The 21,081-nt window shown below is 72.1% G+C and carries 21 protein-coding genes and 1 tRNA gene; 11 read left to right on the top strand and 11 right to left on the bottom strand.

Annotated features, from left to right (window positions below; all coding sequences use genetic code 11):
- Position 1: 1 nt before the first annotated feature.
- The 3 genes from ABZY57_RS00815 to ABZY57_RS00805 form a co-directional block, all read right to left on the bottom strand.
- On the bottom strand, positions 2-766 hold the full coding sequence (locus ABZY57_RS00815; protein ID WP_356506728.1) for a TrmH family RNA methyltransferase: 765 nt from the start codon (positions 764-766) through the stop codon (positions 2-4).
- Between the two features lie 154 nt (positions 767-920).
- Positions 921-2,135, bottom strand: a complete 1,215-nt coding sequence (locus ABZY57_RS00810; RefSeq protein WP_356506726.1) for an HTTM domain-containing protein — start codon at positions 2,133-2,135, stop codon at positions 921-923.
- An 11-nt stretch (positions 2,136-2,146) separates the two neighbouring features.
- Positions 2,147-2,845, bottom strand: coding sequence for a DUF5819 family protein (locus tag ABZY57_RS00805; protein WP_356506724.1), 699 nt, complete (start codon positions 2,843-2,845; stop codon positions 2,147-2,149).
- 145 nt (positions 2,846-2,990) lie between these two features.
- Between ABZY57_RS00805 and paaA the strand changes: the two genes are divergently transcribed.
- The 6 genes from paaA (at position 2,991) to ABZY57_RS00775 (ending at position 8,044) form a co-directional block, all read left to right on the top strand.
- Positions 2,991-4,040 (top strand): 1,2-phenylacetyl-CoA epoxidase subunit PaaA, encoded by a 1,050-nt coding sequence (gene paaA, locus ABZY57_RS00800; RefSeq protein ID WP_356506722.1) that lies wholly within the window; start codon positions 2,991-2,993, stop codon positions 4,038-4,040.
- Positions 4,037-4,321: a 1,2-phenylacetyl-CoA epoxidase subunit PaaB gene (gene paaB / locus ABZY57_RS00795; protein WP_243331024.1), complete on the top strand. Its 285-nt coding sequence runs from the start codon at positions 4,037-4,039 to the stop codon at positions 4,319-4,321. The genes paaA and paaB overlap by 4 nt, the downstream gene beginning before the upstream one ends.
- Positions 4,318-5,064, top strand: a complete 747-nt coding sequence (gene paaC, locus ABZY57_RS00790) for a 1,2-phenylacetyl-CoA epoxidase subunit PaaC (protein WP_356506719.1) — start codon at positions 4,318-4,320, stop codon at positions 5,062-5,064. Before paaB ends, paaC begins: the two co-directional genes overlap by 4 nt.
- The gene (gene paaD, locus ABZY57_RS00785) at positions 5,061-5,573 is read left to right on the top strand and encodes a 1,2-phenylacetyl-CoA epoxidase subunit PaaD (protein ID WP_356506828.1); all 513 of its coding nucleotides are present in this window, start codon (positions 5,061-5,063) and stop codon (positions 5,571-5,573) included. Before paaC ends, paaD begins: the two co-directional genes overlap by 4 nt.
- Positions 5,574-6,755, top strand: coding sequence for a 2Fe-2S iron-sulfur cluster-binding protein (locus ABZY57_RS00780; RefSeq protein ID WP_356506718.1), 1,182 nt, complete (start codon positions 5,574-5,576; stop codon positions 6,753-6,755). It begins immediately after the preceding gene.
- 146 nt (positions 6,756-6,901) lie between these two features.
- Positions 6,902-8,044 carry an acyl-CoA dehydrogenase family protein gene (locus ABZY57_RS00775; protein WP_356506716.1) on the top strand — a complete coding sequence of 381 codons (1,143 nt, stop codon included), beginning with the start codon at positions 6,902-6,904 and terminating at the stop codon, positions 8,042-8,044.
- A 29-nt stretch (positions 8,045-8,073) separates the two neighbouring features.
- On the opposite strand, the gene ABZY57_RS00770 is transcribed toward ABZY57_RS00775, so the two are convergent.
- The 8 genes from ABZY57_RS00770 to ABZY57_RS00735 all read right to left on the bottom strand — a co-directional run bounded on the left by ABZY57_RS00770 (position 8,074) and on the right by ABZY57_RS00735 (position 14,716).
- Positions 8,074-8,418, bottom strand: a complete 345-nt coding sequence (locus ABZY57_RS00770) for a rhodanese-like domain-containing protein (protein WP_112446690.1) — start codon at positions 8,416-8,418, stop codon at positions 8,074-8,076.
- Positions 8,419-8,493: 75 nt separating this feature from the next.
- Positions 8,494-9,252, bottom strand: a complete 759-nt coding sequence (locus tag ABZY57_RS00765) for a hypothetical protein (protein WP_356506826.1) — start codon at positions 9,250-9,252, stop codon at positions 8,494-8,496.
- A 182-nt stretch (positions 9,253-9,434) separates the two neighbouring features.
- Entirely contained in the window at positions 9,435-10,892 is a 1,458-nt protein-coding gene (locus ABZY57_RS00760; RefSeq protein WP_356506713.1) for a DUF2252 domain-containing protein, read from the bottom strand.
- 44 nt (positions 10,893-10,936) lie between these two features.
- The gene (locus ABZY57_RS00755; RefSeq protein ID WP_356506711.1) at positions 10,937-11,596 is read right to left on the bottom strand and encodes a response regulator transcription factor; all 660 of its coding nucleotides are present in this window, start codon (positions 11,594-11,596) and stop codon (positions 10,937-10,939) included.
- 8 nt (positions 11,597-11,604) lie between these two features.
- Positions 11,605-13,311, bottom strand: coding sequence for a histidine kinase (locus ABZY57_RS00750; protein ID WP_356506709.1), 1,707 nt, complete (start codon positions 13,309-13,311; stop codon positions 11,605-11,607).
- Between the two features lie 347 nt (positions 13,312-13,658).
- A complete protein-coding gene (locus ABZY57_RS00745; protein WP_356506707.1) occupies positions 13,659-13,952 on the bottom strand; it encodes a hypothetical protein in 294 nt (97 codons plus the stop codon).
- A gap of 78 nt (positions 13,953-14,030) precedes the next feature.
- Positions 14,031-14,204, bottom strand: coding sequence for a hypothetical protein (locus tag ABZY57_RS00740; RefSeq protein ID WP_356506824.1), 174 nt, complete (start codon positions 14,202-14,204; stop codon positions 14,031-14,033).
- 429 nt (positions 14,205-14,633) lie between these two features.
- Positions 14,634-14,716, bottom strand: a tRNA-Leu gene (locus tag ABZY57_RS00735).
- Between the two features lie 292 nt (positions 14,717-15,008).
- Between ABZY57_RS00735 and ABZY57_RS00730 the strand changes: the two genes are divergently transcribed.
- The 5 genes from ABZY57_RS00730 to ABZY57_RS00710 all read left to right on the top strand — a co-directional run bounded on the left by ABZY57_RS00730 (position 15,009) and on the right by ABZY57_RS00710 (position 20,930).
- A complete protein-coding gene (locus ABZY57_RS00730) occupies positions 15,009-15,872 on the top strand; it encodes a DUF3662 and FHA domain-containing protein (RefSeq protein ID WP_356506705.1) in 864 nt (287 codons plus the stop codon).
- A 9-nt stretch (positions 15,873-15,881) separates the two neighbouring features.
- On the top strand, positions 15,882-16,385 hold the full coding sequence (locus ABZY57_RS00725) for an FHA domain-containing protein (RefSeq protein WP_356506703.1): 504 nt from the start codon (positions 15,882-15,884) through the stop codon (positions 16,383-16,385).
- Positions 16,386-16,535: 150 nt separating this feature from the next.
- Positions 16,536-18,011 carry a PP2C family serine/threonine-protein phosphatase gene (locus tag ABZY57_RS00720; RefSeq protein ID WP_356506701.1) on the top strand — a complete coding sequence of 492 codons (1,476 nt, stop codon included), beginning with the start codon at positions 16,536-16,538 and terminating at the stop codon, positions 18,009-18,011.
- A gap of 31 nt (positions 18,012-18,042) precedes the next feature.
- A complete protein-coding gene (locus ABZY57_RS00715; RefSeq protein ID WP_356506699.1) occupies positions 18,043-19,467 on the top strand; it encodes an FtsW/RodA/SpoVE family cell cycle protein in 1,425 nt (474 codons plus the stop codon).
- Positions 19,464-20,930 (top strand): penicillin-binding transpeptidase domain-containing protein, encoded by a 1,467-nt coding sequence (locus ABZY57_RS00710; protein WP_356506697.1) that lies wholly within the window; start codon positions 19,464-19,466, stop codon positions 20,928-20,930. The genes ABZY57_RS00715 and ABZY57_RS00710 overlap by 4 nt, the downstream gene beginning before the upstream one ends.
- Positions 20,931-21,081 lie beyond the last annotated feature (151 nt).

Here is a 21,081-nt window from a genome sequence, read left to right as displayed (position 1 = left end):
CCTAGGCCGTCTCCTTGGGCCCGCCCCAGTGGAAGAGGGTCATGGCCACGCTGGTGGCCAGGTTGTAGCTGGAGACCTGCGGGCGCATCGGCAGGGACACCAGGTGATCGGCGCGGGCGCGCAGCTCGGGCGAGATGCCGTGGCGTTCGGAGCCGAAGGCGAGCAGGGCCTCGTCCGGGAGGGTGAGGGCGCGGATGTCCTCGCCCTCCGGGTCGAGGGCGTACAGCGGGCCGGGCGGCAGCGCGGCGAGCTCCACCCGGTCCACGGTGGTGGCGTAATGCAGACCCGCCCCGGCCCGGACCACGTTGGGGTGCCAGGGGTCGAGGTCGCCGCGGGTGAGCACGCCGGTGGCACCGAAGCCGGCGGCGAGCCGGACGACGGCGCCGACGTTGCCCAGGTTGCGGGGGTTGTCGAGGAGCACGATCGGGGCCGACCTCGGCCGTGCTTCGAGCCGGGCCCGCCCCTCGGCCCGGCCGGGCCGGACCGCGAGGGCCGCCACCCCGGTGGGGTGCACCCGCGCCACCAGCCCCTTGAGCGGTGCCTGCCGCACCAGCCGCGCCACCTGCGCCTCCACGTCCGGAGCCAGCTCGCGCGCAAGGCCCCGTACGGCCTCCGGGTCCTCGGCGACGGCCAGCCGGACGTCCGCCCCGAAACGCAGGGCGTGCTTCAGCGCGTGGAACCCGTCGAGCAGGACGAGGTCCTCCCGCTCGGCACCCTCCCGCCACTGCCGTTCGGCGTCCCCACTGTTCCCGTACTGCTCACTCATACCGCCGACCCTACGTTCCCCTGACCCACCACCCCCGCCGCCCACCTCCAACCAGCCCGAACCCACCCCGTCCGGCGTTTTGAGGACCGGGTCCGGGCGGAGCCCGGGGAACGGGCGAAGGGCGGGTAGGGGACACGCCCCCGCAGGGCGGGCCTCAGCGCGGTACCGGGCTGGGTACCGCCGACTCCGGATCGGGCTCCGGATCCCCGTACGGCGAGGGAGCCGACTCCGCGACGGCCCCCCGCCCCCGCACCCGCACCCACCGCGCGGCGACCCCCGCCCCGAGCCAGACCAGGAACCCGGTCGGAAGGAACACCGCGTCGGCGGCGATCATCGCCAGCGAAAAGAACGGCAGGCCCAGCAGCACGGCGATCCCCGCGTGCTCCAGCATCATCAGCGCCAGCAGCACGTTCTTGATCCGCCGGTTGAACAGCGTGAACGGGAAGGCCACCTGCACCGCGACCGTCCCGTAGGACAGCAGCATGACCACCGTGCCGCTGCTCGCGAGGAAGGACGAGACCCCGGGCCACGGGGTGAAGTAGTCCAGGTTCAGCGGGTAGTACAGCGCCGTGCCGTCCTGCCACCGCGAACCCTGGATCTTGTACCAGCCGGCCGTCGCGTAGATCAGGCAGACCTCCACCATGATCACCAGCATTCCGGCGTTGTGCAGCAGGTTGGCCAGGACGTCGAGGACCGCCCGCCCCTCCCCCTCCGGCTCGTAGCGGTCGACCATCCACCACAGCGCGGCGATCACCCACAGGGACGTGAAGACCACCAGCCAGCCCGTGCTGAACCGCCCGGTCACGGCCCCGTACGCGAACACCGCGCCGAGCACGCCCCACAGCACCGGACCCGCCCGCCCGGCCGAGGCCGCGCCGAGCCGGCGGGCGCGGCGGGCGTCCAGCGACCACACCTGCGCGCACCGGGTCAGCACGAGGTAGATGGCCATCAGGTGGATGACGTTGTCCCCGCCGTCGCCCATGAAGACGCTGCGGTTCTGCAGGGACAGCACGCCGACCGCGAACACCACGGAGGTCGCCCGGGTGCGCCAGCCCAGCATCAGCAGCACGGACGCCAGCACGGCCACGGCGTAGACGATCTCGAACCAGAGCGCCGAGTCCGACCAGATCAGCACGGTGAAGGCGCGGTTCGAGTCGATCAGCCGCCGCGCCAGCTCCCAGCTCCAGGGGCCGTCCGGCCCGTACAGCTCGTGGCGGTGCGGGAACTCGCGCAGCAGGAAGAAGAGCCAGGTGCCGGCGAAGCCGATGCGGACCACGGCGCTCTGGTACGGCCCCAGCGCCTGCCCGCTGACCCGGGCGAGCGCCCGGCCGCCGGAGGCTCTGAGCCCCTTCACACCTGCCTCTCGCACGCCCGGCTCCCTCAGACCGTCCACCACGGCAGCTCCCGGTAGTACGTCTGGGTGTCGGCCTTCTCGTCGGACCACTGGGGCGCGGGTACCTCCGTCGTCGCCGCGCGCAGCTGGATCCGTACGATCCGCCCCTCGGCCAGGTGCCCGCCCTTGCCCACCGCCGTATCGGCCGGAGTCCGCGGGTCCAACCGGTCCAGGGCGATCCGCCGCAGGTACTGCTCGGCGAGTTCGCCGCGCTCGCCGGTGGACTTGTTGTCCTCGTCGTGGGAGGTGGTGAAGAAGTCCCAGGCCCTGCGGAGCTCGTTCTGCTCGGTGTGGCTCGGCAGCAGGCTGTGGCGGATGGCCGCGCCGTCCTCGGCGGAGAGCCCGCGCCAGTTGCCCGTCACCAGCAGGCCCTCCTCCGTCCGCACTTCCGCGCGCACCTCCACGGCGATGTTCTGCTGGAGCGGGTTGGGGGCGAAGAGCTTCCAGTTCTGTTCGAACTCGGGGTAGACCCACCAGTCGATCCTGCGCGCGTGCTGCTTGCTGACCGTGTTGGACGGGGCCACGTGCAGGAAGACGAGGGCCAGGTGCGAGCAGGCGGCCACCGCCACGGCGCCGAGCGCGAGGGCCGTGACGACCCGGTACGGGGTGGACAGACCGGCGATTCCGGGCGCCCTGGACGGGGGTGGGGCCGCTCCTTCGAGGGGCTCGCGCTCGTTCGAATCCATCCCGCCCCGATCATCCGGTGTCCACAGGGTTGACCACAGAGGTTGACACCCTACGGGCCCTCGTCACACCATTGAAGAGCATGAACCGAACGATCGGTCGGTCGGGCGGGACGGGGCAGGAAGAGACCTCTGACAGGGGGCCGTGATGGTGGCAGTGACCCCGGCAGCGACATCGGGGACCGGGGGGCGGGACGCCGGGCAGGACGCGGGGATCGGCGTGACCGCCGACCTCGGCGCGCAGCTCGCGGCGGCCTTCGACGCGGCCGTGGCGGCCGACGAGCGGGTGGAGCCGCGCGACTGGATGCCCGACGAGTACCGCGCGTCCCTGGTCCGCCAGATGGCCCAGCACGCCCACTCCGAGATCATCGGCATGCAGCCCGAGGCGAACTGGATCACGCGCGCGCCCTCCCTGCGCCGCAAGGCGATCCTGATGGCGAAGGTCCAGGACGAGGCCGGGCACGGCCTGTACCTGTACAGCGCCGCCGAGACCCTCGGCACCAGCCGCGACGAGCTCCTCGACAAGCTCCACGCCGGGAAGCAGAAGTACTCCTCGATCTTCAACTACCCCACGCTGACCTGGGCCGACGTCGGCGCGATCGGCTGGCTCGTGGACGGCGCGGCGATCACCAACCAGGTCCCGATCTGCCGCTGCTCCTACGGGCCGTACGCGCGGGCCATGGTCCGGATCTGCAAGGAGGAGTCCTTCCACCAGCGCCAGGGGTACGAACTGCTCCTCGCGCTGTCACAGGGCACCGAGGCCCAGCACGCGATGGCGCAGGACGCCGTCGACCGGTGGTGGTGGCCCTCGCTGATGATGTTCGGCCCGCCGGACGGCGAGTCGGCCCACTCGGCGCAGTCGATGGCCTGGCGGATCAAGCGCCACTCCAACGACGATCTGCGCCAGCGCTTCGTGGACATCGCCGTGCCGCAGGCCGAGTCGCTGGGGCTGACCCTGCCCGACCCGGACCTGAAGTGGAACGAGGAGCGCGGGCACCACGACTTCGGAGCCATCGACTGGACGGAGTTCTGGGAAGTGCTCAAGGGCAACGGCCCGTGCAACGAAGAGCGGATAGGACAGCGCCGCGCGGCGCACGAGGAAGGCGCCTGGGTGCGCGACGCGGCCGCGGCGTATGCGGAGAAGCAGGCGGCGGCCACCGCCGCCGAGGCGGCAATCGGAAGCGAGGCTCGGGTATGACGCAGAACTGGCCCCTGTGGGAGGTGTTCGTCCGCTCGCGGCGCGGCCTCTCGCACACGCACGCGGGCAGCCTCCACGCCCCCGACGCGGAGATGGCCCTGCGCAACGCCCGCGATCTCTACACCCGGCGCGGCGAGGGCATCTCCATCTGGGTGGTGCCCTCCACGGAGATCACCGCCTCCTCCCCGGACGAGCGGGACCCGTTCTTCGCCCCGTCCGCCGACAAGCCCTACCGGCACCCGACCTTCTACGAGATCCCCGAGGGGGTGCAGCACCTGTGACGAGCACCGAGACGAGCACCGCATCGGGGACGGCCGCCGTGGCGGCGGCCCTGGCCCTCGGCGACGACGCGCTGATCCTGTCGCACCGCCTCGCCGAGTGGGCGGGCCACGCACCCGTCCTGGAGGAGGAGGTCGCGCTCGCCAACATCGCCCTCGACCTGCTCGGCCAGGCCCGTGTCCTGCTGTCGACGACCGGCGACGAGGACGAGCTGGCCTACCTCCGCGAGGAGCGGTCCTTCCGCAACCTCCAGCTGGTCGAGCAGCCGAACGGCGACTTCGCCCACACCATCGCGCGCCAGCTCTACTTCTCGCTCTACCAGCACGAGCTCTACGGGGACCTCGCGCGCGGCGACGGCCCGTTCGCGCCCCTCGCCGCCAAGGCGGTCAAGGAGACGGCCTACCACCGCGACCACGCCGAGCAGTGGACGCTGCGGCTCGGCGACGGCACCGAGGAGAGCCGGCGCCGGATGCGGGCCGGCCTGGACGGGCTGTGGAAGTACACCGGGGAGATGTTCCGGCCGGTGGACGGGCTCGACGAGATCGACTGGGCCGCCCTGGAAGGCCGTTGGCTGGCCGCGCTGGGCGGCGTACTGGAGCGGGCCGGACTGGAGCTGCCCCAGGGACCGCGGCACGGCGCCTGGGCCGCGGGAGCCGGCCGGCAGGGACTGCACACCGAGTCGTTCGGCCGCCTGCTCGCGGAGATGCAGCACCTGCACCGCAGCCACCCGGGGGCATCGTGGTGACCGGTGCCGGCGTCGGCACCGACCGGACCCGGCTGGAGGTGGAGCTGGCCGAGCTGGCCGGCTCCGTCCCCGACCCCGAACTGCCCGTGCTGACCCTCGCCGAGCTCGGCGTGATGCGCGGGGTGCGGATGCACGAGGACGGCCACGTGGAGGTCACCCTGACCCCCACCTACACCGGCTGCCCGGCCATCGAGGCCATGTCCGCCGACATCGAGCGGGTCCTGACCGACCACGGCATACCGGAGGTCCGGGTGCGGACCGTGCTGGCCCCCGCCTGGTCCACCGACGACATCAGCGCCGAAGGCCGCCGCAAACTGGCCGAGTTCGGCATCGCCCCGCCGCGGCCGCACGCCGCCGGCGGACCGGTTCCGCTCACCCTGTCCGTCCGCTGCCCGAACTGCGGATCGACGGACACCGAGCTGCTCAGCCGGTTCTCCTCCACCGCATGCAAGGCGCTGCGCCGCTGCACCGCCTGCCGCGAACCGTTCGACCACTTCAAGGAGCTCTAGATGGCCGTGTCACCGCCGTCGCCCACGCCGGTGGCGCCTGCCGGACCGGCGGCCGCCGCGTCGGCGCGCCCCGTGCGCCACGGCGCGTTCCACACCTTGACGGTGACGGCGGTCGACCGGCTCACCGAGGACTCCGTGGCCCTGACCCTGGCCGTCCCGCCGGAGCTGCGCGCCGATTACCGGCACGCCCCCGGCCAGCACCTCACCCTGCGCCGCGGCGCAGTCGGTGCGGCGGCCGGCACGGCCGTGCCGTCGGAGGTTCGGCGCACCTACTCGATCTGCTCCCCCGCCCCGGCCGCCGACGGGCCCGGCCCCGCCACGCTGCGGGTCGGAGTGCGGCTGGTGGAGGGCGGCGAGTTCTCCTCCTTCGCCCACAAGGAGATCGCCGCCGGGGACGTCCTGGACGTGATGGTCCCGGCCGGCCGGTTCGTCCTGGACCCCGCGGCGGCGCCGCCCGCCGCGCACTACGCCGCGATCGTCGGCGGCAGCGGCATCACCCCGGTGCTGTCGATCGCCGCCACGCTCCTCGCCGCCCGCCCCGACGCCCGGTTCTGCCTCGTGCGCAGCGACCGCAGCGCGGCCTCGACGATGTTCCTCGAGGAGGTCGCCGACCTCAAGGACCGTTATCCCGACCGGTTCCAGCTCGTCACCGTGCTGTCCCGGGAGGAGCAGGAGGCCGGGCTGCCCTCGGGCCGGCTCGGCGAGGAGCGGCTGACCGAGCTGCTCCCCGCACTGCTGCCGGTCGCGGAGGTGACGGGCTGGTTCCTGTGCGGGCCGTACGGTCTGGTGACGGGAGCGGAGAAGGCGCTGAGCTCGCTCGGCGTGCTCCGCACCCGGGTCCACGAGGAGGTCTTCCACGTCGAGGACACCGCCCCGCCCGCGCGCACCGCTTCGCCCGACGCCACCCGCGGCCGGGTCACCGCGCGGCTCGACGGCCGCTCGGGCACCTGGCCGGTGCGCGACGGCGAATCCCTGCTCGACGCGGTGCTCCGGGCCCGCGCGGACGCCCCGTACGCCTGCAAGGGCGGGGTGTGCGGCACCTGCCGGGCGTTCCTCGTCTCGGGCGAGGTGCGGATGGACCGCAACTTCGCGCTGGAGGAGCAGGAGACGGAGGCCGGGTTCGTGCTGGCCTGCCAGTCGCACCCGGTGTCGGAGGACGTGGAGATCGACTTCGACCGCTGAGCCGGCGTGACGGCGCGGCCCGCGCCGTCACCCTGCCGCCCCCTGCCGCCCCCTGCCGCACTTCCAGGCTGTGCTTTTTCAGGAACGTGTTCTATCTTGACGCACCGTCAGACAGAGCACGATTCGGGTACGCGGGAGGACAGGCAGTGGACTTCACCTTCACCGAGGAGCAGCAGGCCGCCGTCGAGGCGGCCAAGGCCGTGTTCGCGGACGTGGCCCCCGACGGCGTGCCCAGCCCCGCCCTCACGCCGAGGGCGGTGGCCGAGGAGTTCGACCGCGAGCTGTGGGCCAAGCTCGCCGACTCCGACCTGCTGAGCCTGGTCCTCGACCAGGAGCACGGCGGCTCCGGACTCGACGCCATCGCCCTGTGCCTGGTCCTGCGCGAGGCCGCGCGGGTACTGGCCCGGGTGCCGCTGCTGGAGCACTGCGCCACCGCGATGGCCGTCCAGGCCCACGGCAGCCCCGAGCTGACCGGCACCCTGCTGCCCGGCGCCGGTGACGGCAGCGTCGTCCTCACCGTCGCCGCGCACGGTCGCAGCGGCCACGAACCGGCCGAGCTGGCGGTCACCGCACGGCAGGACGGGGACACGTGGGTCCTGGAGGGCCTCCAGACGTCCGTCGCCTGGGCGCACGGCGCCGACTGGACCGCCGTGCCGGCCCACACCGGGGAGGGCGAGGCGGTCCTCGCGTTCGTCCCCCCGGGCGCCGCGGGCCTGTCCCTCGCGGAGCAGTACTCCACCAGTGGGGAGCGGCTCGCCGAGCTCACCCTCGACGGCGTACGGGTCCCGGCCGCTCACCTGATCGACGCTCCCGGCGCCTGGGACCACCTGCGCCAGCTCCTGGCCACGGGTACCTGTGCGCTCGCGCTCGGCCTCGGCGAGAACGTGCTCACCATGACCAGCCAGTACACGAGCAAGCGCGAGCAGTTCGGCTTCCCGGTGGCCAGCTTCCAGGCCGTCGCCGTCCAGGCCGCCGACCGCTACATCGACCTGCGCGCCATGGAGGTCACCCTCTGGCAGGCCGCCTGGCGGCTCGACGCCTCCACGGGCGGAGCGGGCGGACCGCTGCCGAGTGCCGGTGATGTGGCCGTGGCCAAGATCTGGGCCTCCGAGGGCGTACGCCGCGTCGTGCAGACCGCACAGCACCTGCACGGCGGCTTCGGCGCCGATACCGACTACCCGCTGCACCGCTACCACGCCTGGGCCAAGCAGCTGGAGCTCCAGCTCGGCCCGGCCGCGGCCCACGAGGAGGCGCTGGGCGACCTGCTGGCCGCCCACCCCCTCGCCTAGGCCGACTCTTCCGGCACGCGGCGGCCGTCTCAGACGACGAAGCCCGGGGCGCCCGCGTCGGTGACGACCGGGCGGCCCGCGGCCTCCCAGTCCTGCATGCCGCCGGCCACGTTGACGGCGTCGATGTCCTGACCCCGCAGGTACTGGGCCACCTGGGCGGAGCGTCCGCCGACCCGGCACATCACGTAGACCGGACGCTCGTCCTCGATCTTCTCGGTCAGCTCACCGATGCGCGCCACGAACTCGCTCATCGGGATGTGCAGCGCACCCTCGGCATGGCCGGCCGCCCACTCGTCGTTCTCGCGAACGTCGAGGACGAAGGCTTCGGAGGGCAGTGCGGAAGCGGCCACCGAGGGAAGCGGTCCGGAGTTCATGTCTGTCGCCTTCTCTCGTCACGGATAGCTGAGCCAACCTATCCGACCCGGCCGGGCGGCCCGGCCGCCGCGGGGTCACTCGGCGGCGAGCGCCGCCAGCTCCGCCTCACGCTTCTCGACGTCGCCGAGCAGCTGCTCGGCGATCTCCTCCAGCAGCCGGTCCGGGTCCTCCGGAGCCATCCGCAGCATCGACCCGATCGCGCTCTCTTCGAGGTCCCGGGCCAGTACCGACAGCAGCTCCTTGCGGCGCGAGAGCCACTCCAGGCGCTCGTACAGCTCCTCGCTCTCGCTCAGCCGCGGCTCGGCCGGCGCCGGGCCCGCCGCCCATTCCTGCGCCAGCTCGCGCAGCGCCTGCTCCTCGCCGCGTCCGTAGGCCGCGTTGACCCGCACGATGAACGCATCGCGCCGCTCGCGCTCGGTCTCGTCCTGGGCGAGGTCGGGGTGCGCCTGGCGGACCAGCTCGCGGTAGAGGCGGCGTACCTCCTCCGAGGGGCGCACCCGCTCCGGCGGCCGCACCGCGCGGTCCGTGAGCATCGCGGAGGCGTCGTCGGACATCCCGTCCGAGTCCATCCAGTCGTGGAACAGCTCGTCCACCCCGGGCATCGGCATCACCAGCGAGCGGGCCTCACGCGCACGGCGCAGGTCCTCCGGGTCCCCGGTCCTCGCCGCTTTCGCCTCGGCGATCAGGGCGTCGAGCTCGTCGAGCCGCGAGTACATCGGGCCGAGCTTCTGGTGGTGCAGGCGGGAGAAGTTCTCCACCTCCACCCGGAAGGTCTCCACCGCGATCTCGAACTCGATCAGCGCCTGCTCGGCGGCCCGCACGGCGCGCTCCAGGCGCGCCTCGGGCCGCTCGTCGGCAGCGGGGCCGGGGCCGTCGCCGGAGCCGGGCTCGGACGCTTCGGGAACTGTCTGCTCGCTCACCCGGCCAGCCTAAGGCCCCGAGGCCCGGGTGTTTCACGTGAAACATCCACCGGTTTCACGTGAAACATCCCGCCCGCGGGCTCGGGCCCCGCTGCTCAGACCCCGGACTCCGCCGCGATCCGCCCCGACCGCACCGCCGCCACCAGCACCGCGTGGTCGGCCTCGCTCCGGTCGGCGTAGGCCACGGCGAAGCCGGCGATGGCCTCGTCCAGCTCCTCGCTCTTGCCGCAGTACCCGGACAGCAGCCGCGGATCCGCGCTGTGCGCGTGCGCCCGCGCCAGCAGGGCTCCGGTCATCCGCCCGTAGTCGTCGAACTGGTCGGCGGTCAGTGCCGCCGGATCCACGCTGCCCTTGCGGTTGCGGAACTGGCGGACCTGGAAGGGCCGCCCCTCCACCGTCGTCCAGCCCAGCAGGATGTCGGAGACCACCTGCATCCGCTTCTGCCCGGCCACCACCCGCCGGCCCTCGTGCTCCTCCGGCGGGGAGACGAAGCCGAGCCCGGGCAGGTGCGGCAGCAGCGCGGAGGGCCGGGCCTCCTTCACCTGGAGGACCAGCGCCTCACCCCGGTGGTCGAGCAGCAGCACCACGTACGAGCGGGTACCGACGCTGCCCGTGCCCACCACCCGGAAGGCCACGTCGTGGATCGCGTACCGGGCCAGCAACGGCAGCCGGTCGCCCTGCAGGGTCTCCAGGTACGGGCCCAGCGCGGCCGCCACGGCCGCCGCCTCCCCGTCGCCGACCCGGCGGAGCACGGGCAGCGCGTCCACGAAGGCACGCCCCCCGTCGGGCGTGAGCTCGGTGGACTTGGCGGCGAACCGGGCGGAAGTGTTGTTGCGGGCCTTCTCCGAAACCCGTTCCAGGGTGCCCAGCAGGTCACGGGCGTCGGTGTGCGAGACCAGTTCCTCGTCCGCGATGGCGTTCCACGCGTCGAGGGCCGGCAGCTTGGCCAGCAGGCGCATCGTGCGCCGGTAGGCGCCCGCCGCGTCGTACGCGGCCGCCCGGCAGGTGGCCTCGTCCGCGCCGGCCACCCGGCCTGCCAGGACCAGCGAGGTGGCCAGCCGCTTGAGGTCCCACTCCCACGGACCGTAGACGGTCTCGTCGAAGTCGTTGAGGTCGATGACCAGCCGGCCGCGCGCGTCCCCGTACAGGCCGAAGTTGGCCGCGTGGGCGTCCCCGCAGATCTGCGCGCCGATCCCGGTCACGGGCCCGCCGGAGAGGTCGTGGGCCATCAGCCCGGCCGCTCCGCGCAGGAAGGCGAAGGGGGTGGCGGCCATCCGGCCGACCCGTATCGGCGTGAGCTCGGCGACCCGCCCGGCATTGGACTCCTCCACCGCCCGCACCGCGTCCGGCCGGTCACCCGGGGCCTCGAACCGGGCGTGCGCCGCCCGGGGCACGCGCGTGCGCAGCGCCTTGCCCGCCTCCCGGGGAGAGCCGGCGGGCGCCCCCGCCGACGAACCGGAGCGCCGCGGAGCGAACCCCTCGACCACCGGGATCCGTACCTCCGACCCCTTCGACTCCGGTTCCACGCCACGCTGCTGCGCTACCGCCGTCATGCGCCCCGCCCCCTGATCGCCATCGGATTTCGGCCCGACGGTACCTAGAGCCCGGCGTCCCTGGCCAGCAGGGCCGCCTGCACCCGGTTCTCGCATTCCAGTTTCGCCAGGATCCGGCTCACGTACGTCTTCACCGTGGCCTCGCTCATGTGCAGCCGCCGCCCCGCGTCCGCGTTCGACAGCCCCTCTCCCAGCAGCGCCAGCACCCCGCGCTCGCGCTCGCTCAGGTCGGCCACCCGGCGCCGCGCGTCCGCGTCGCGGCCGGCCGTCCGGCCGGAGGCGAGCTGGTCCACCACGTGCCGGGTCGCCGCCGGGGAGAGGTACGCGTCCCCCGCCGCGGCCGCCCGTACGGCGCCGATGAGTTCGCCGGGCGCCGAGTCCTTCAGAAGGAACCCCGCGCCGCCGCCGCTCAGCGCCCGCAGCACGTTCTCCTTCTCACCGAAGGTGGTCAGGATCAGCGCCCGCACCTCCGGCGCCGCCCGCCCGAGCTCGGCCAGCGCCGTCAGCCCGTCCATCACCGGCATCTGGATGTCCAGCAGCACCACGTCCGGGCCGTGCGCCCGGGCCAGTTCCACCGCCTCCCTGCCGTTCGCCGCCTCGGCGACGACCTCGATGTCCGCCGCCGAGGTCAGGATCATCCTGATCCCGGCCCTGATCAGCGGTTCGTCGTCAGCGATCACCACGCGGATCACCTTGGCTGTCACCCCTGCTCCTACTGCTTGGCCTGGTACGCCTGCTTCTCGACGAGCTTGCCGTCCTTGAAGCAGAACCGGAAAACGCTGTCGCTGCCCACATCACTGCCGTCCTCCGCCAGCAGGGCCAGACAGGTGGCACCCTGCGGACGCAGCGGTCCCTTCCGGTCGAGCCCCTCGGTCAGGATGCTGTCCCCGCTGGGCAGCCGCGACCGTACCGTGCTCTCCGGCTCGCCCACCTGGATGCCGTCGTAGTCGTCCCGGCTGATGGTCGCGTCGCTCACCGAGCCGACGAGCAGCGCCACCGCCGCCCCGATCACGATCAGCAGCACCACCACGGCCGCGACCGCGATCCCGCAGCCCAGCGACACGCCGCCGACCCGGCCGCTGCGCAGCAGCTTGCGGTCGACCGCGGCCCAGTCCACCGGCTCCGAGCCCTCGGCGAGCATCCGGGCGCGCAGCTGCTGGCCGAAGTCGTCGGCGAGCGGGTCCACCCCGTTCTCCGGCCCGCCGCTCTCCTGCGCCCCGGCCGGCTCGGTCCCGTACGGAAGCACCCCGGCCACCCGGAACCCGCCGCCCTCCGCGGCACCGGCATAGACCATCCCGCCGACCAGCCGGGCCCGTTCGCGCAGCCCGGTCAGCCCCTGCCCGCCGGACACCACGTCACCGGCGTCCGGACCGACCGCCGGCCCGTTGGCGATCTCCACCACCAAGGAGTCGTCCTCGTACCGCAGTTCCACCGTGATGGGTGCGCCCGGCGCGTGCTTGTAGGCGTTGGTCAGCGCCTCCTGCGCGATCCGGTACGCCGCGTGGTCGCATGCCGCGACCAGCGGCCTGGGCTGCCCCGTGGTGGTGAGCCGCACGTCCGTTCCCGCGCTCCGCGCCGACTCCACGATCCCGGCGATGCCCGCCACCCCGCGTGCGGCGGGCTGCGCCTCCTCGACCGGCAGCGGCGCCTCCACCCCGTCCCGCAGGATGCCGACAACCTCGCGCAGCTCGTGCATGGCCGCGACCGAGGCCTGGCGCAGGACGCCCACCGCCTCGCGCTGCCGGTCGGTCAGGACCGGATCGACCTCCAGCGCACCGGTGTGCACCGAGATCAGCGCGAGCTGGTGGCCGAGGCTGTCGTGCATGTCCTGGGCGATGCGCTGGCGTTCGCGCAGCCGGGCCTGGCCCGCGACCATTGCCCGCTCGCGCAGCAGTTGGCCGTTGCGCTCCTGGAGGGCGCGCAGCAGCGTATTGCGCTGGGACCAGTAGCGGCTGGCCAGACCGGGCACGACCACCGTGGCCAGGAACATCAGCGTGGTGAAGACGATCAACAGCACCGGCCGGCCCAGCGACCACTCCTTGACCAGGCTGAAGACGACCACCGCGACGAAGCCGGCGGTGAAGGCGCCGAGCGCCCGTCCGACGCCGACGATGCGCCGCCCTGCCGACCAGCCGAGCGGGATCGCCACGAGGAAGGCCCCGGGCAGGTACACCCCCACCGCCGAGCCGGCCACGAGCGTGAACACCGGAAGCCGCCGCCGCAGCAGGATCAGGACCACCACCGACACCGCACTGGCCAGCATCCGGGCCCCGGAGCCCTTGTCGAGCTCCTCGACCCCCAGCCCGACCAGCACCAGCACCCCCGCCAGCGCGAGGTCCCCCGCCAGCATCCGCCGGGTCCAGGGCTCGGGCCCCTTCACCCAGTCCCATCCCGCACGCACCCTCGCCGTCACATCCACCCGGCCGACCCTAGACACCACCCCGCCATCGGGCTGCCCTCTTTCGTCGCGCCCGCCGCAACGAAAGTCTCCCGGCGCAGCGCGGCCCGGGCGCTCGCCGCGCCGACGCCGCCGCGCCACGGTGTGCCCAGGCCCGGCCCGGGCGAAGGACGGGGCGCCGACCCGGCCGACGAGGCGTCCGGCCGGCGAGACCAGCGACACGGGCGGCCCCGGCGCGGCCGAAGACCGCCGCGATCACGACCCAGGCGCGACGCCGCGCGGTGAATCCGATGACGGCGAGCAAGGTGACGGCGAGCAATTTTCACCCCCTCGGTTGGGATCACTTGTGCTCGGGCCCGCCGAATTGCTCACGCCCCGCGCAGTTCCGGTTCAGGACGTCCCCAGAACCGGAAATGGAGCGGAATGCGGCTGCGGAATGCGCATGCGGACCGTCCGCTCCACCTCTTTCCCCACACCCGCCCGCCGGCACGGTCCCTGCCGTCCTCCGGCCGGGCGGACCTGCGCACGGAGGCGTCCTCCTGAGCGATGCGGCGCACGGCCGGTATGGCCGCGTCGCCGAGGAGGGTGCCGAGGACGACGCCCTCGATCTTGCCGTCCGTACCGGGCACCCGGGCGAGGACTGCCGGCTCGGCATCGGCCACGCATCGGCCACGCATCGGCCACGGCCGCGCACGCGTCGAGCAGGTCCCGCAGATCGCCCCGGCCCAGGTCGCGGTAGTTCACGCCGATCTGGACCAGCGACTTCCAGCCGGGGTTCGTGGGCTTGCGCCCCAGCCGCGCCGCCGCACCAGCTCGCCGAGCACCTCGCGGACGGCCGCGGTCGACGGGCCGCCGACCTCCAGCACCGCCCGGATCAGCCGGAGCCGGTGCACGTGCTCCTCGGAGCACCTCACCTGGTTCGGGCCCGTCCGCTCACCGGGCGGCAACAGCCCTTCTCGGGCGAGTACTTGACCGTCGCTACCGGAACTCCGGCACTCCGCGCCAGCTCCCCGATACGCATTTCGCCAGGGACTGGGTTCCCCCTCCCCGTCCACCCCCCGGCCGGAGTCCGCCGCCCCGCGAATTCCCGGCCTTCACCGGTCGGGAATTCACCCACGATCACGACTCCCCGCCGACCGCGATGCTGGATCCGCGACCGAACTCCCGAGCCGCCGAGGGAATCAGGCGCGGAGCCCTGCGATCTCACCCGCGAACGCACCGTGGGCCGCTCCACGGTCCACCAGCCCGCACGACCATCCGAGACCCTCGTCACGCCCATGCCCCCGGGCACAACGAAAGAACCCCCGCTCCGGATCTCTCCGGAGCGGGGGTTCACTCACATGTGGGCGAGGGGGGATTTGAACCCCCACGTCCCGAAGGACACTGGCACCTGAAGCCAGCGCGTCTGCCGTTCCGCCACTCGCCCGAGTAGCTACCAGCGGTTCTTCCCTTGCGGGCCGTTCCCCTGGCGACATCGGAACATTAGCACGTCGGACGGGGTGGATTCACATCGCTTTTCGTGCTCTCCCCGCTCCCGCCGACGACCGCCCCTCCCGCACTCGGCCGCCGGTGCGGGACACTGTCCTCGGGGCCCCCCTACGATCGCTTGTGAGGACCAACACTCCTGCGCACGTGACCGATGGGGAACCACCCGAATCCGCCATGCGTGGATACGATCAGTAAGCAGTACAGGGCGACAACGACGGAGGAGGTGCCCCATGGGAGTCCTGAAGCGGTTCGAGCAGCGACTCGAAGGTCTGGTGAACGGCACCTTCGCCAAGGTGTTCAAGTCCGAGGTCCAGCCGGTGGAGATCGCGGGCGCCCTCCAGCGCGAGTGCGACAACAACGCCACCATCTGGAACCGCGAGCGGACCGTCGTCCCCAACGACTTCATCGTGGAGCTGAGCGCCGGCGACTACGAGCGCCTGAGCCCCTACTCGGGCCAGCTCGGCGACGAGCTCGCGGGCCTCGTCCGCGACTACGCCAAGCAGCAGCGCTACAGCTTCATGGGCCCCATCAAGGTCCAGCTGGAGAAGGCCGACGACCTGGACACCGGGCTCTACCGGGTCCGCAGCCGCACGCTCGCCTCCAGCACCTCCCAGTCCCCCGGCCAGCACGGTCCGGGCCAGGGGCAGGGCCACCAGGCCCCCCCGGCCCAGCCCGGCGGCTACGGATACCCGCCGAGCTCCGCGCCGCCCATGCCCGCCGGACCGCCCCCGGGCGGTCCCGGTGCGCGCCGGCAGAATCCCGGCGCCCTCGGCGGACCGGGCGGACCGGCCCCCGTACCCACCGGCGGCGCCGTCCGGCGCCACTGGATCGAGATCAACGGCACCCGCCACCAGATCTCGCGCCCTACGCTCGTACTCGGCAGAAGCACCGAAGCCGACGTGCGGATCGACGACCCCGGCGTCTCGCGCCGGCACTGTGAGATCCGGACCGGAACGCCCTCGACGATCCAGGATCTCGGGTCCACCAACGGCATCGTGGTGGACGGGCAGCACACCACCCGCGCTACGCTCCGCGACGGTTCGCGGATCGTCGTGGGCTCCACCACCATCATTTACCGGCAAGCCGAAGGGTAAGCGGGGGCAATGTCAGAGCTGACCCTGACGGTCATGCGGTTGGGTTTCCTGGCCGTTCTGTGGCTGTTCGTCATCGTGGCCGTCCAGGTCATCCGCAGCGATCTCTTCGGAACGAGAGTCACGCAGCGCGGTTCCCGACGCGGCGGGAGCGCTTCCGGCGCCCCGGCGCAGCAGGGCCGCCAGCCGGCGGCCCCACCGCAGCAGCGCCAGCGCCGCGGTGCGCCCACCAAACTCGTCGTCTCCGAGGGCACCCTCACGGGCACCACGGTGGCCCTCGCAGGCCAGACGATCACCTTGGGCCGCGCCCACGACTCCACGATCGTGCTGGACGACGACTACGCCTCCAGCAGGCATGCCAGGATCTACCCCGACCGTGACGGCCAGTGGATCGTCGAGGATCTCGGGTCCACCAACGGCACGTATCTCGACCGGACCCGGCTGACCACCCCGACGCCCATTCCGCCGGGCGCCCCGATCCGCATCGGCAAGACCGTCATCGAGCTGCGGAAGTAGTACGAGAATGAGCGAGCGGAGCGAGCGAGCCGCAGCGGTCCGTCCCACCGGGGACACGGACCCGAGCGCGTTCCAGGCCGGAGGGTGGGCAGTGTGGCTCGAGACCGGTTGTCTTCCGAGGCAGCATGGACGTCGACAGGGCAGGTGCGCATGAGTCTGTCCCTGCGGTTCGCCGCCGGATCGCACAAGGGCATGATCCGCGAGGGCAACGAGGACTCCGGCTACGCCGGTCCCCGTCTCCTCGCGATCGCCGACGGCATGGGCGGCCAGGCCGCCGGCGAAGTCGCCAGCTCCGAGGTGATCTCCGCCCTCGTGCAGCTCGACGACGACGTCCCGGGCTCCGACATGCTCACCGCGCTGAGCACCGCGGTACAGCGCGCCAACGACCAGCTGCGCGTCATGGTCGAGGAGGATCCCCAGCTGGAGGGCATGGGCACCACGCTCACCGCCCTGCTGTGGACGGGCCAGCGCCTCGGCCTGGTCCACGTCGGCGACTCCCGCGCGTACCTGCTCCGCGACGGCGTCCTCACGCAGATCACCCAGGACCACACGTGGGTGCAGCGCCTCGTCGACGAGGGCCGGATCACCGAGGAGGAAGCCACCACCCACCCGCAGCGCTCCCTGCTGATGAGGGCCCTGGGCAGCGGCGACATCGTCGAGCCCGACCTCTCCATCCGCGAGGTCCGGGTCGGCGACCGCTACCTGATCTGCTCCGACGGGCTCTCCGGCGTGGTCTCCCACCAGACCCTGGAGGAGACCCTCGCCGACTACCACGGCCCCCGCGAGACCGTGGCCTCGCTCATCCAGCTCGCACTGCGCGGCGGCGGCCCCGACAACATCACCTGCATCGTGGCCGACGTCCTCGACACCGACAGCGGCGACACCCTGGCCGCACAGGTCAACGACACCCCGGTCGTCGTCGGCGCGGTCGCCGAGAACCAGCACCACCAGCTCTTCGACGGCGGCAACGCCATGCAGACACCGGCCGGCCGCGCCTCCGGGCTCGGCCGCCAGGGCGCCCCGCCCGCCGGCGCCTTCGGCCCCCCCGGCAGCGGTGAGGCCCCGGGCTACGGCGGTTACGGCGCCCAGGGACAGGGCGGCGGAGCCGACGCGTACGGCAGCTTCGGCGACCCGGACCCGTACGACGGGGACTCCGGGTACGAGGACACGTACGACCACCCGCGCAGGCGCCGCGGCAAGGGGCGCAAGTGGACCACGCGCACGCTGACGCTGCTCGTGGTCCTCGGTGTCATCGGCGGCGGGCTGTACGCGGGCTACCGCTGGACCCAGACGCAGTTCTACATCGGGGTCAAGGGCGAGCACGTCGCGCTCTTCCGCGGGATCAGCCAGAAGCTGGGGCCGCTGGAGCTCTCCAAGGTGGAGACCGACCGCCCCGACATCGAACTGAAGTACCTCCCGTCGTTCAAGCGCAAGCAGGTCGTGGAGACGATCAGCGAGAGCAGCATCGACGGCGCCCGCACGAAGATCGACGAGCTCGGCACCCAGACCTCCGCCTGCAAGAAGGACGAGGAGCGGCGTGCCGCCGAGGCCCAGGGCAACCAAACACCCGGCCCCGTCCTGACTGCCGCCGAGCAGCAGGTCGTCGGCCTGTGCGAGAAGCAGTAGACATACGCGGGCACAGGGGGCCCGCCACACCATGAGCGTTGTCACCAACACGACCACCATCGGCGCCATCGAGCTGCCGAGCCGGCGGAACACCGAGCTCCTGCTGCTCGCCTTCGCCGTGGTCATCCCGATCTTCGCCTACGCCAACGCGGGCCTGTCGATCCACGGGAAGCTGCCCCCGGGCATGCTCACCTACGGGCTCGGCCTCGGCGTCCTGGCGGGCATCGCCCACTTCGTCGTACGGCGCTACGCCAAGTACGCCGACCCGCTGCTGCTGCCGATCGCCACGCTCCTCAACGGGCTCGGCCTCGTCCTGATCTGGCGCCTCGACCAGTCCGAGCGCCTGCAGAACCTGGCGAAGCGCTCCTTCGGCGTCTTCTCCGAGTCCGCGCCCCGGCAGATGATGTACACGGCCCTCGCCATCGCCCTGTTCGCCGGCGTGCTGCTGGTCCTGAAGGACCACCGCGTGCTCCAGCGGTTCACGTACATCTCCATGGCCGCCTCGCTCGTGCTGCTGATCCTGCCCGTGATCCCGGGTCTGGGCGCCGACGTCTTCGGTGCCAAGATCTGGATCAGCGTCGGCGGGTTCTCGATCCAGCCCGGCGAGTTCGCGAAGATCGTCATCGCCGTCTTCTTCGCCGGCTACCTCATGGTCAAGCGCGACGCCCTGGCACTCGCCAGCCGCCGCTTCATGGGCCTCTACCTGCCGCGCGGCCGCGACCTCGGCCCGATCCTGATGATCTGGGCGATGAGCCTGCTCGTCCTGGTCTTCGAGAACGACCTCGGCACCTCGCTGCTCTTCTTCGGCATGTTCGTGATCATGCTGTACGTGGCCACCGAGCGGACGAGCTGGATCGTCATCGGCCTGCTCATGAGCGTCGGCGGGGCCACCGTGGTCGGCGCCACCGCCAGCCACGTCAAGGCCCGCGTCACTGCCTGGCTCGACCCCTTCGCCTGCTACCAGAAGTCCGGCGCCTGCGAGCAGGTCGGCCAGTCGATCATGAGCTTCGGCTCGGGCGGGGTCCTCGGCACCGGCTGGGGCCAGGGCAACTCCGACCTCATCGGGTTCGCCGCCAACTCCGACTTCATCTTCTCCACCGTCGGCGAAGAGCTCGGGCTCGCCGGGGTCATGGCCTTCCTCCTGCTCTACGGCCTGATCATCGAGCGGGGCGTGCGCACCGCCCTCGCCGCCCGCGACCCCTTCGGCAAGCTCTTCGCGATCGGCCTCTCCGGCGCCTTCGCGCTCCAGATCTTCGTGGTCGCCGGCGGAGTCATGGGCCTCATCCCCCTGACCGGCATGACCATGCCCTTCCTCGCGTCCGGCGGCTCGTCCGTGCTCGCGAACTGGATCCTCATCGCCATCCTCATCCGGATCAGCGACACCGCACGCCGCCCTGCCCCGGCCCCGGCACCGTCCCCCGACTCCGAGATGACCCAGGTGGTCCGCCCGTCATGAACAAGCCCCTGCGCCGCATCTCGATCTTCTGCGGGCTGCTCGTCCTGGCACTGCTCGTGCGGACCAACTGGCTCCAGTACGTCAAGGCCGAGGAACTGAGCACCCGCAAGGAGAACCGCCGGGTCCAGATCGCCCAGTACGCCACCGAGCGCGGCAACATCATCGTCGAGGGCAAGCCGATCACCGGCTCCGCCGTCACCGACGGCAGCGACTACAAGTTCAAGCGGACCTACATGGACGGTCCGCTCTGGTCCCCCGTGACCGGCTACGCCTCGCAGGCCTTCGGTTCCACGCAGCTCGAGTCCCTCGAGGACGGCATCCTCACCGGCAACGACGACCGGCTGTTCTTCGACCGCACCATCGGCATGTTCACCGGCGAGAAGAAGCAGGGCGGCAACGTCGTCACGACGCTCAACGCCGCCGCGCAGAAGGCCGCGTTCGACAAGCTCGGCAGCAAGAAGGGCGCCGTAGCGGCGATCGACCCGCGCACCGGCGCGATCCTCGCCCTGGTCAGCACCCCCTCGTACGACCCCACGTCCTTCGCGGGCAACTCGAAGGCCGACGAGAAGGCCTGGGTCGAGCTCAAGGACAGCGAGGACAAGAAGCTGGTCAACCGCGCCCTGCGCGAGACCTACCCGCCCGGCTCCACCTTCAAGGTGGTCACCGCCGCGGCGGCCCTGGAGCACGGCGTCGTCAAGAACATCGACGATCCGACCGACACCGAGGACCCGTACATCCTCCCGGGGACCAAGACCGAGCTGATCAACCACGCCCCCGGGTGCGGGAAGGCCAGCCTCAACGAGGCCATGCGCGTCTCCTGCAACTCCGTCTTCGCCAACATGGGCGACAAGGTGGGGCGGGACAACATGGTGAAGACCGCCGAGAAGTTCGGCTTCAACAACGACAAGATCGACACCCCGGTCCGCGCCTTCGCCAGCGTCTACGACAAGACCATGGGCAAGGACGGCAACGCCCTGAGCTCCATCGGCCAGTTCAACACGGCGGCCACCCCGCTGCAGATGGCCATGGTCACGGCCGCCATCGCGAACAACGGCAAGCTGATGAAGCCGTACATGGTCAGCCAGCTGGAATCGCCCGGCATCGACATCGTCGAGAAGCACGAGCCGCAGGAAATGAGCCGTCCCCTCTCCGCCGAGAACGCGAAGAAGGTCCGGGACATGATGGTGAACGTGGTCGAGAAGGGCACCGGCAGCACCGCCAGGATCAAGAACACCGTGGTCGGCGGCAAGACCGGCACCGCCCAGCACGGCGAGGGCAACAAGAAGCGCCCGTACGCCTGGTTCATCTCCTACGTCGAGAACCCGGACGGCAGCTCGCCGGTCGCCGTCGCCGTCGTCATCGAGGACAGCAGCGCGGACCGCGAGGACATCAGCGGCGCCGGCCTCGCCGCCCCCGTGGCCAAGGCCGTCATGGAAGCCGTGCTCAAGAGCAACAAGGGGTGACGGGCGGGGCCGAAGGCCACGCGAGAGCCGCAAGGGGCACACAGATGTGATCCGGGTCACCATTCCCGCCCGGGTCCGAGCGTACGGTACCGGTCCGGTATCAGCCTGTGGTCACGAACCGATCACCGACGATCGGCCGGTAGCCTTTGCG

The sequence above is a fragment of the Streptomyces sp. NPDC006450 genome (assembly GCF_040612195.1).
Taxonomy (GTDB): domain Bacteria; phylum Actinomycetota; class Actinomycetes; order Streptomycetales; family Streptomycetaceae; genus Streptomyces.
Note: the sequence above shows the minus strand (reverse complement) of the source record. Positions and strands in the feature narration are given on the sequence as shown.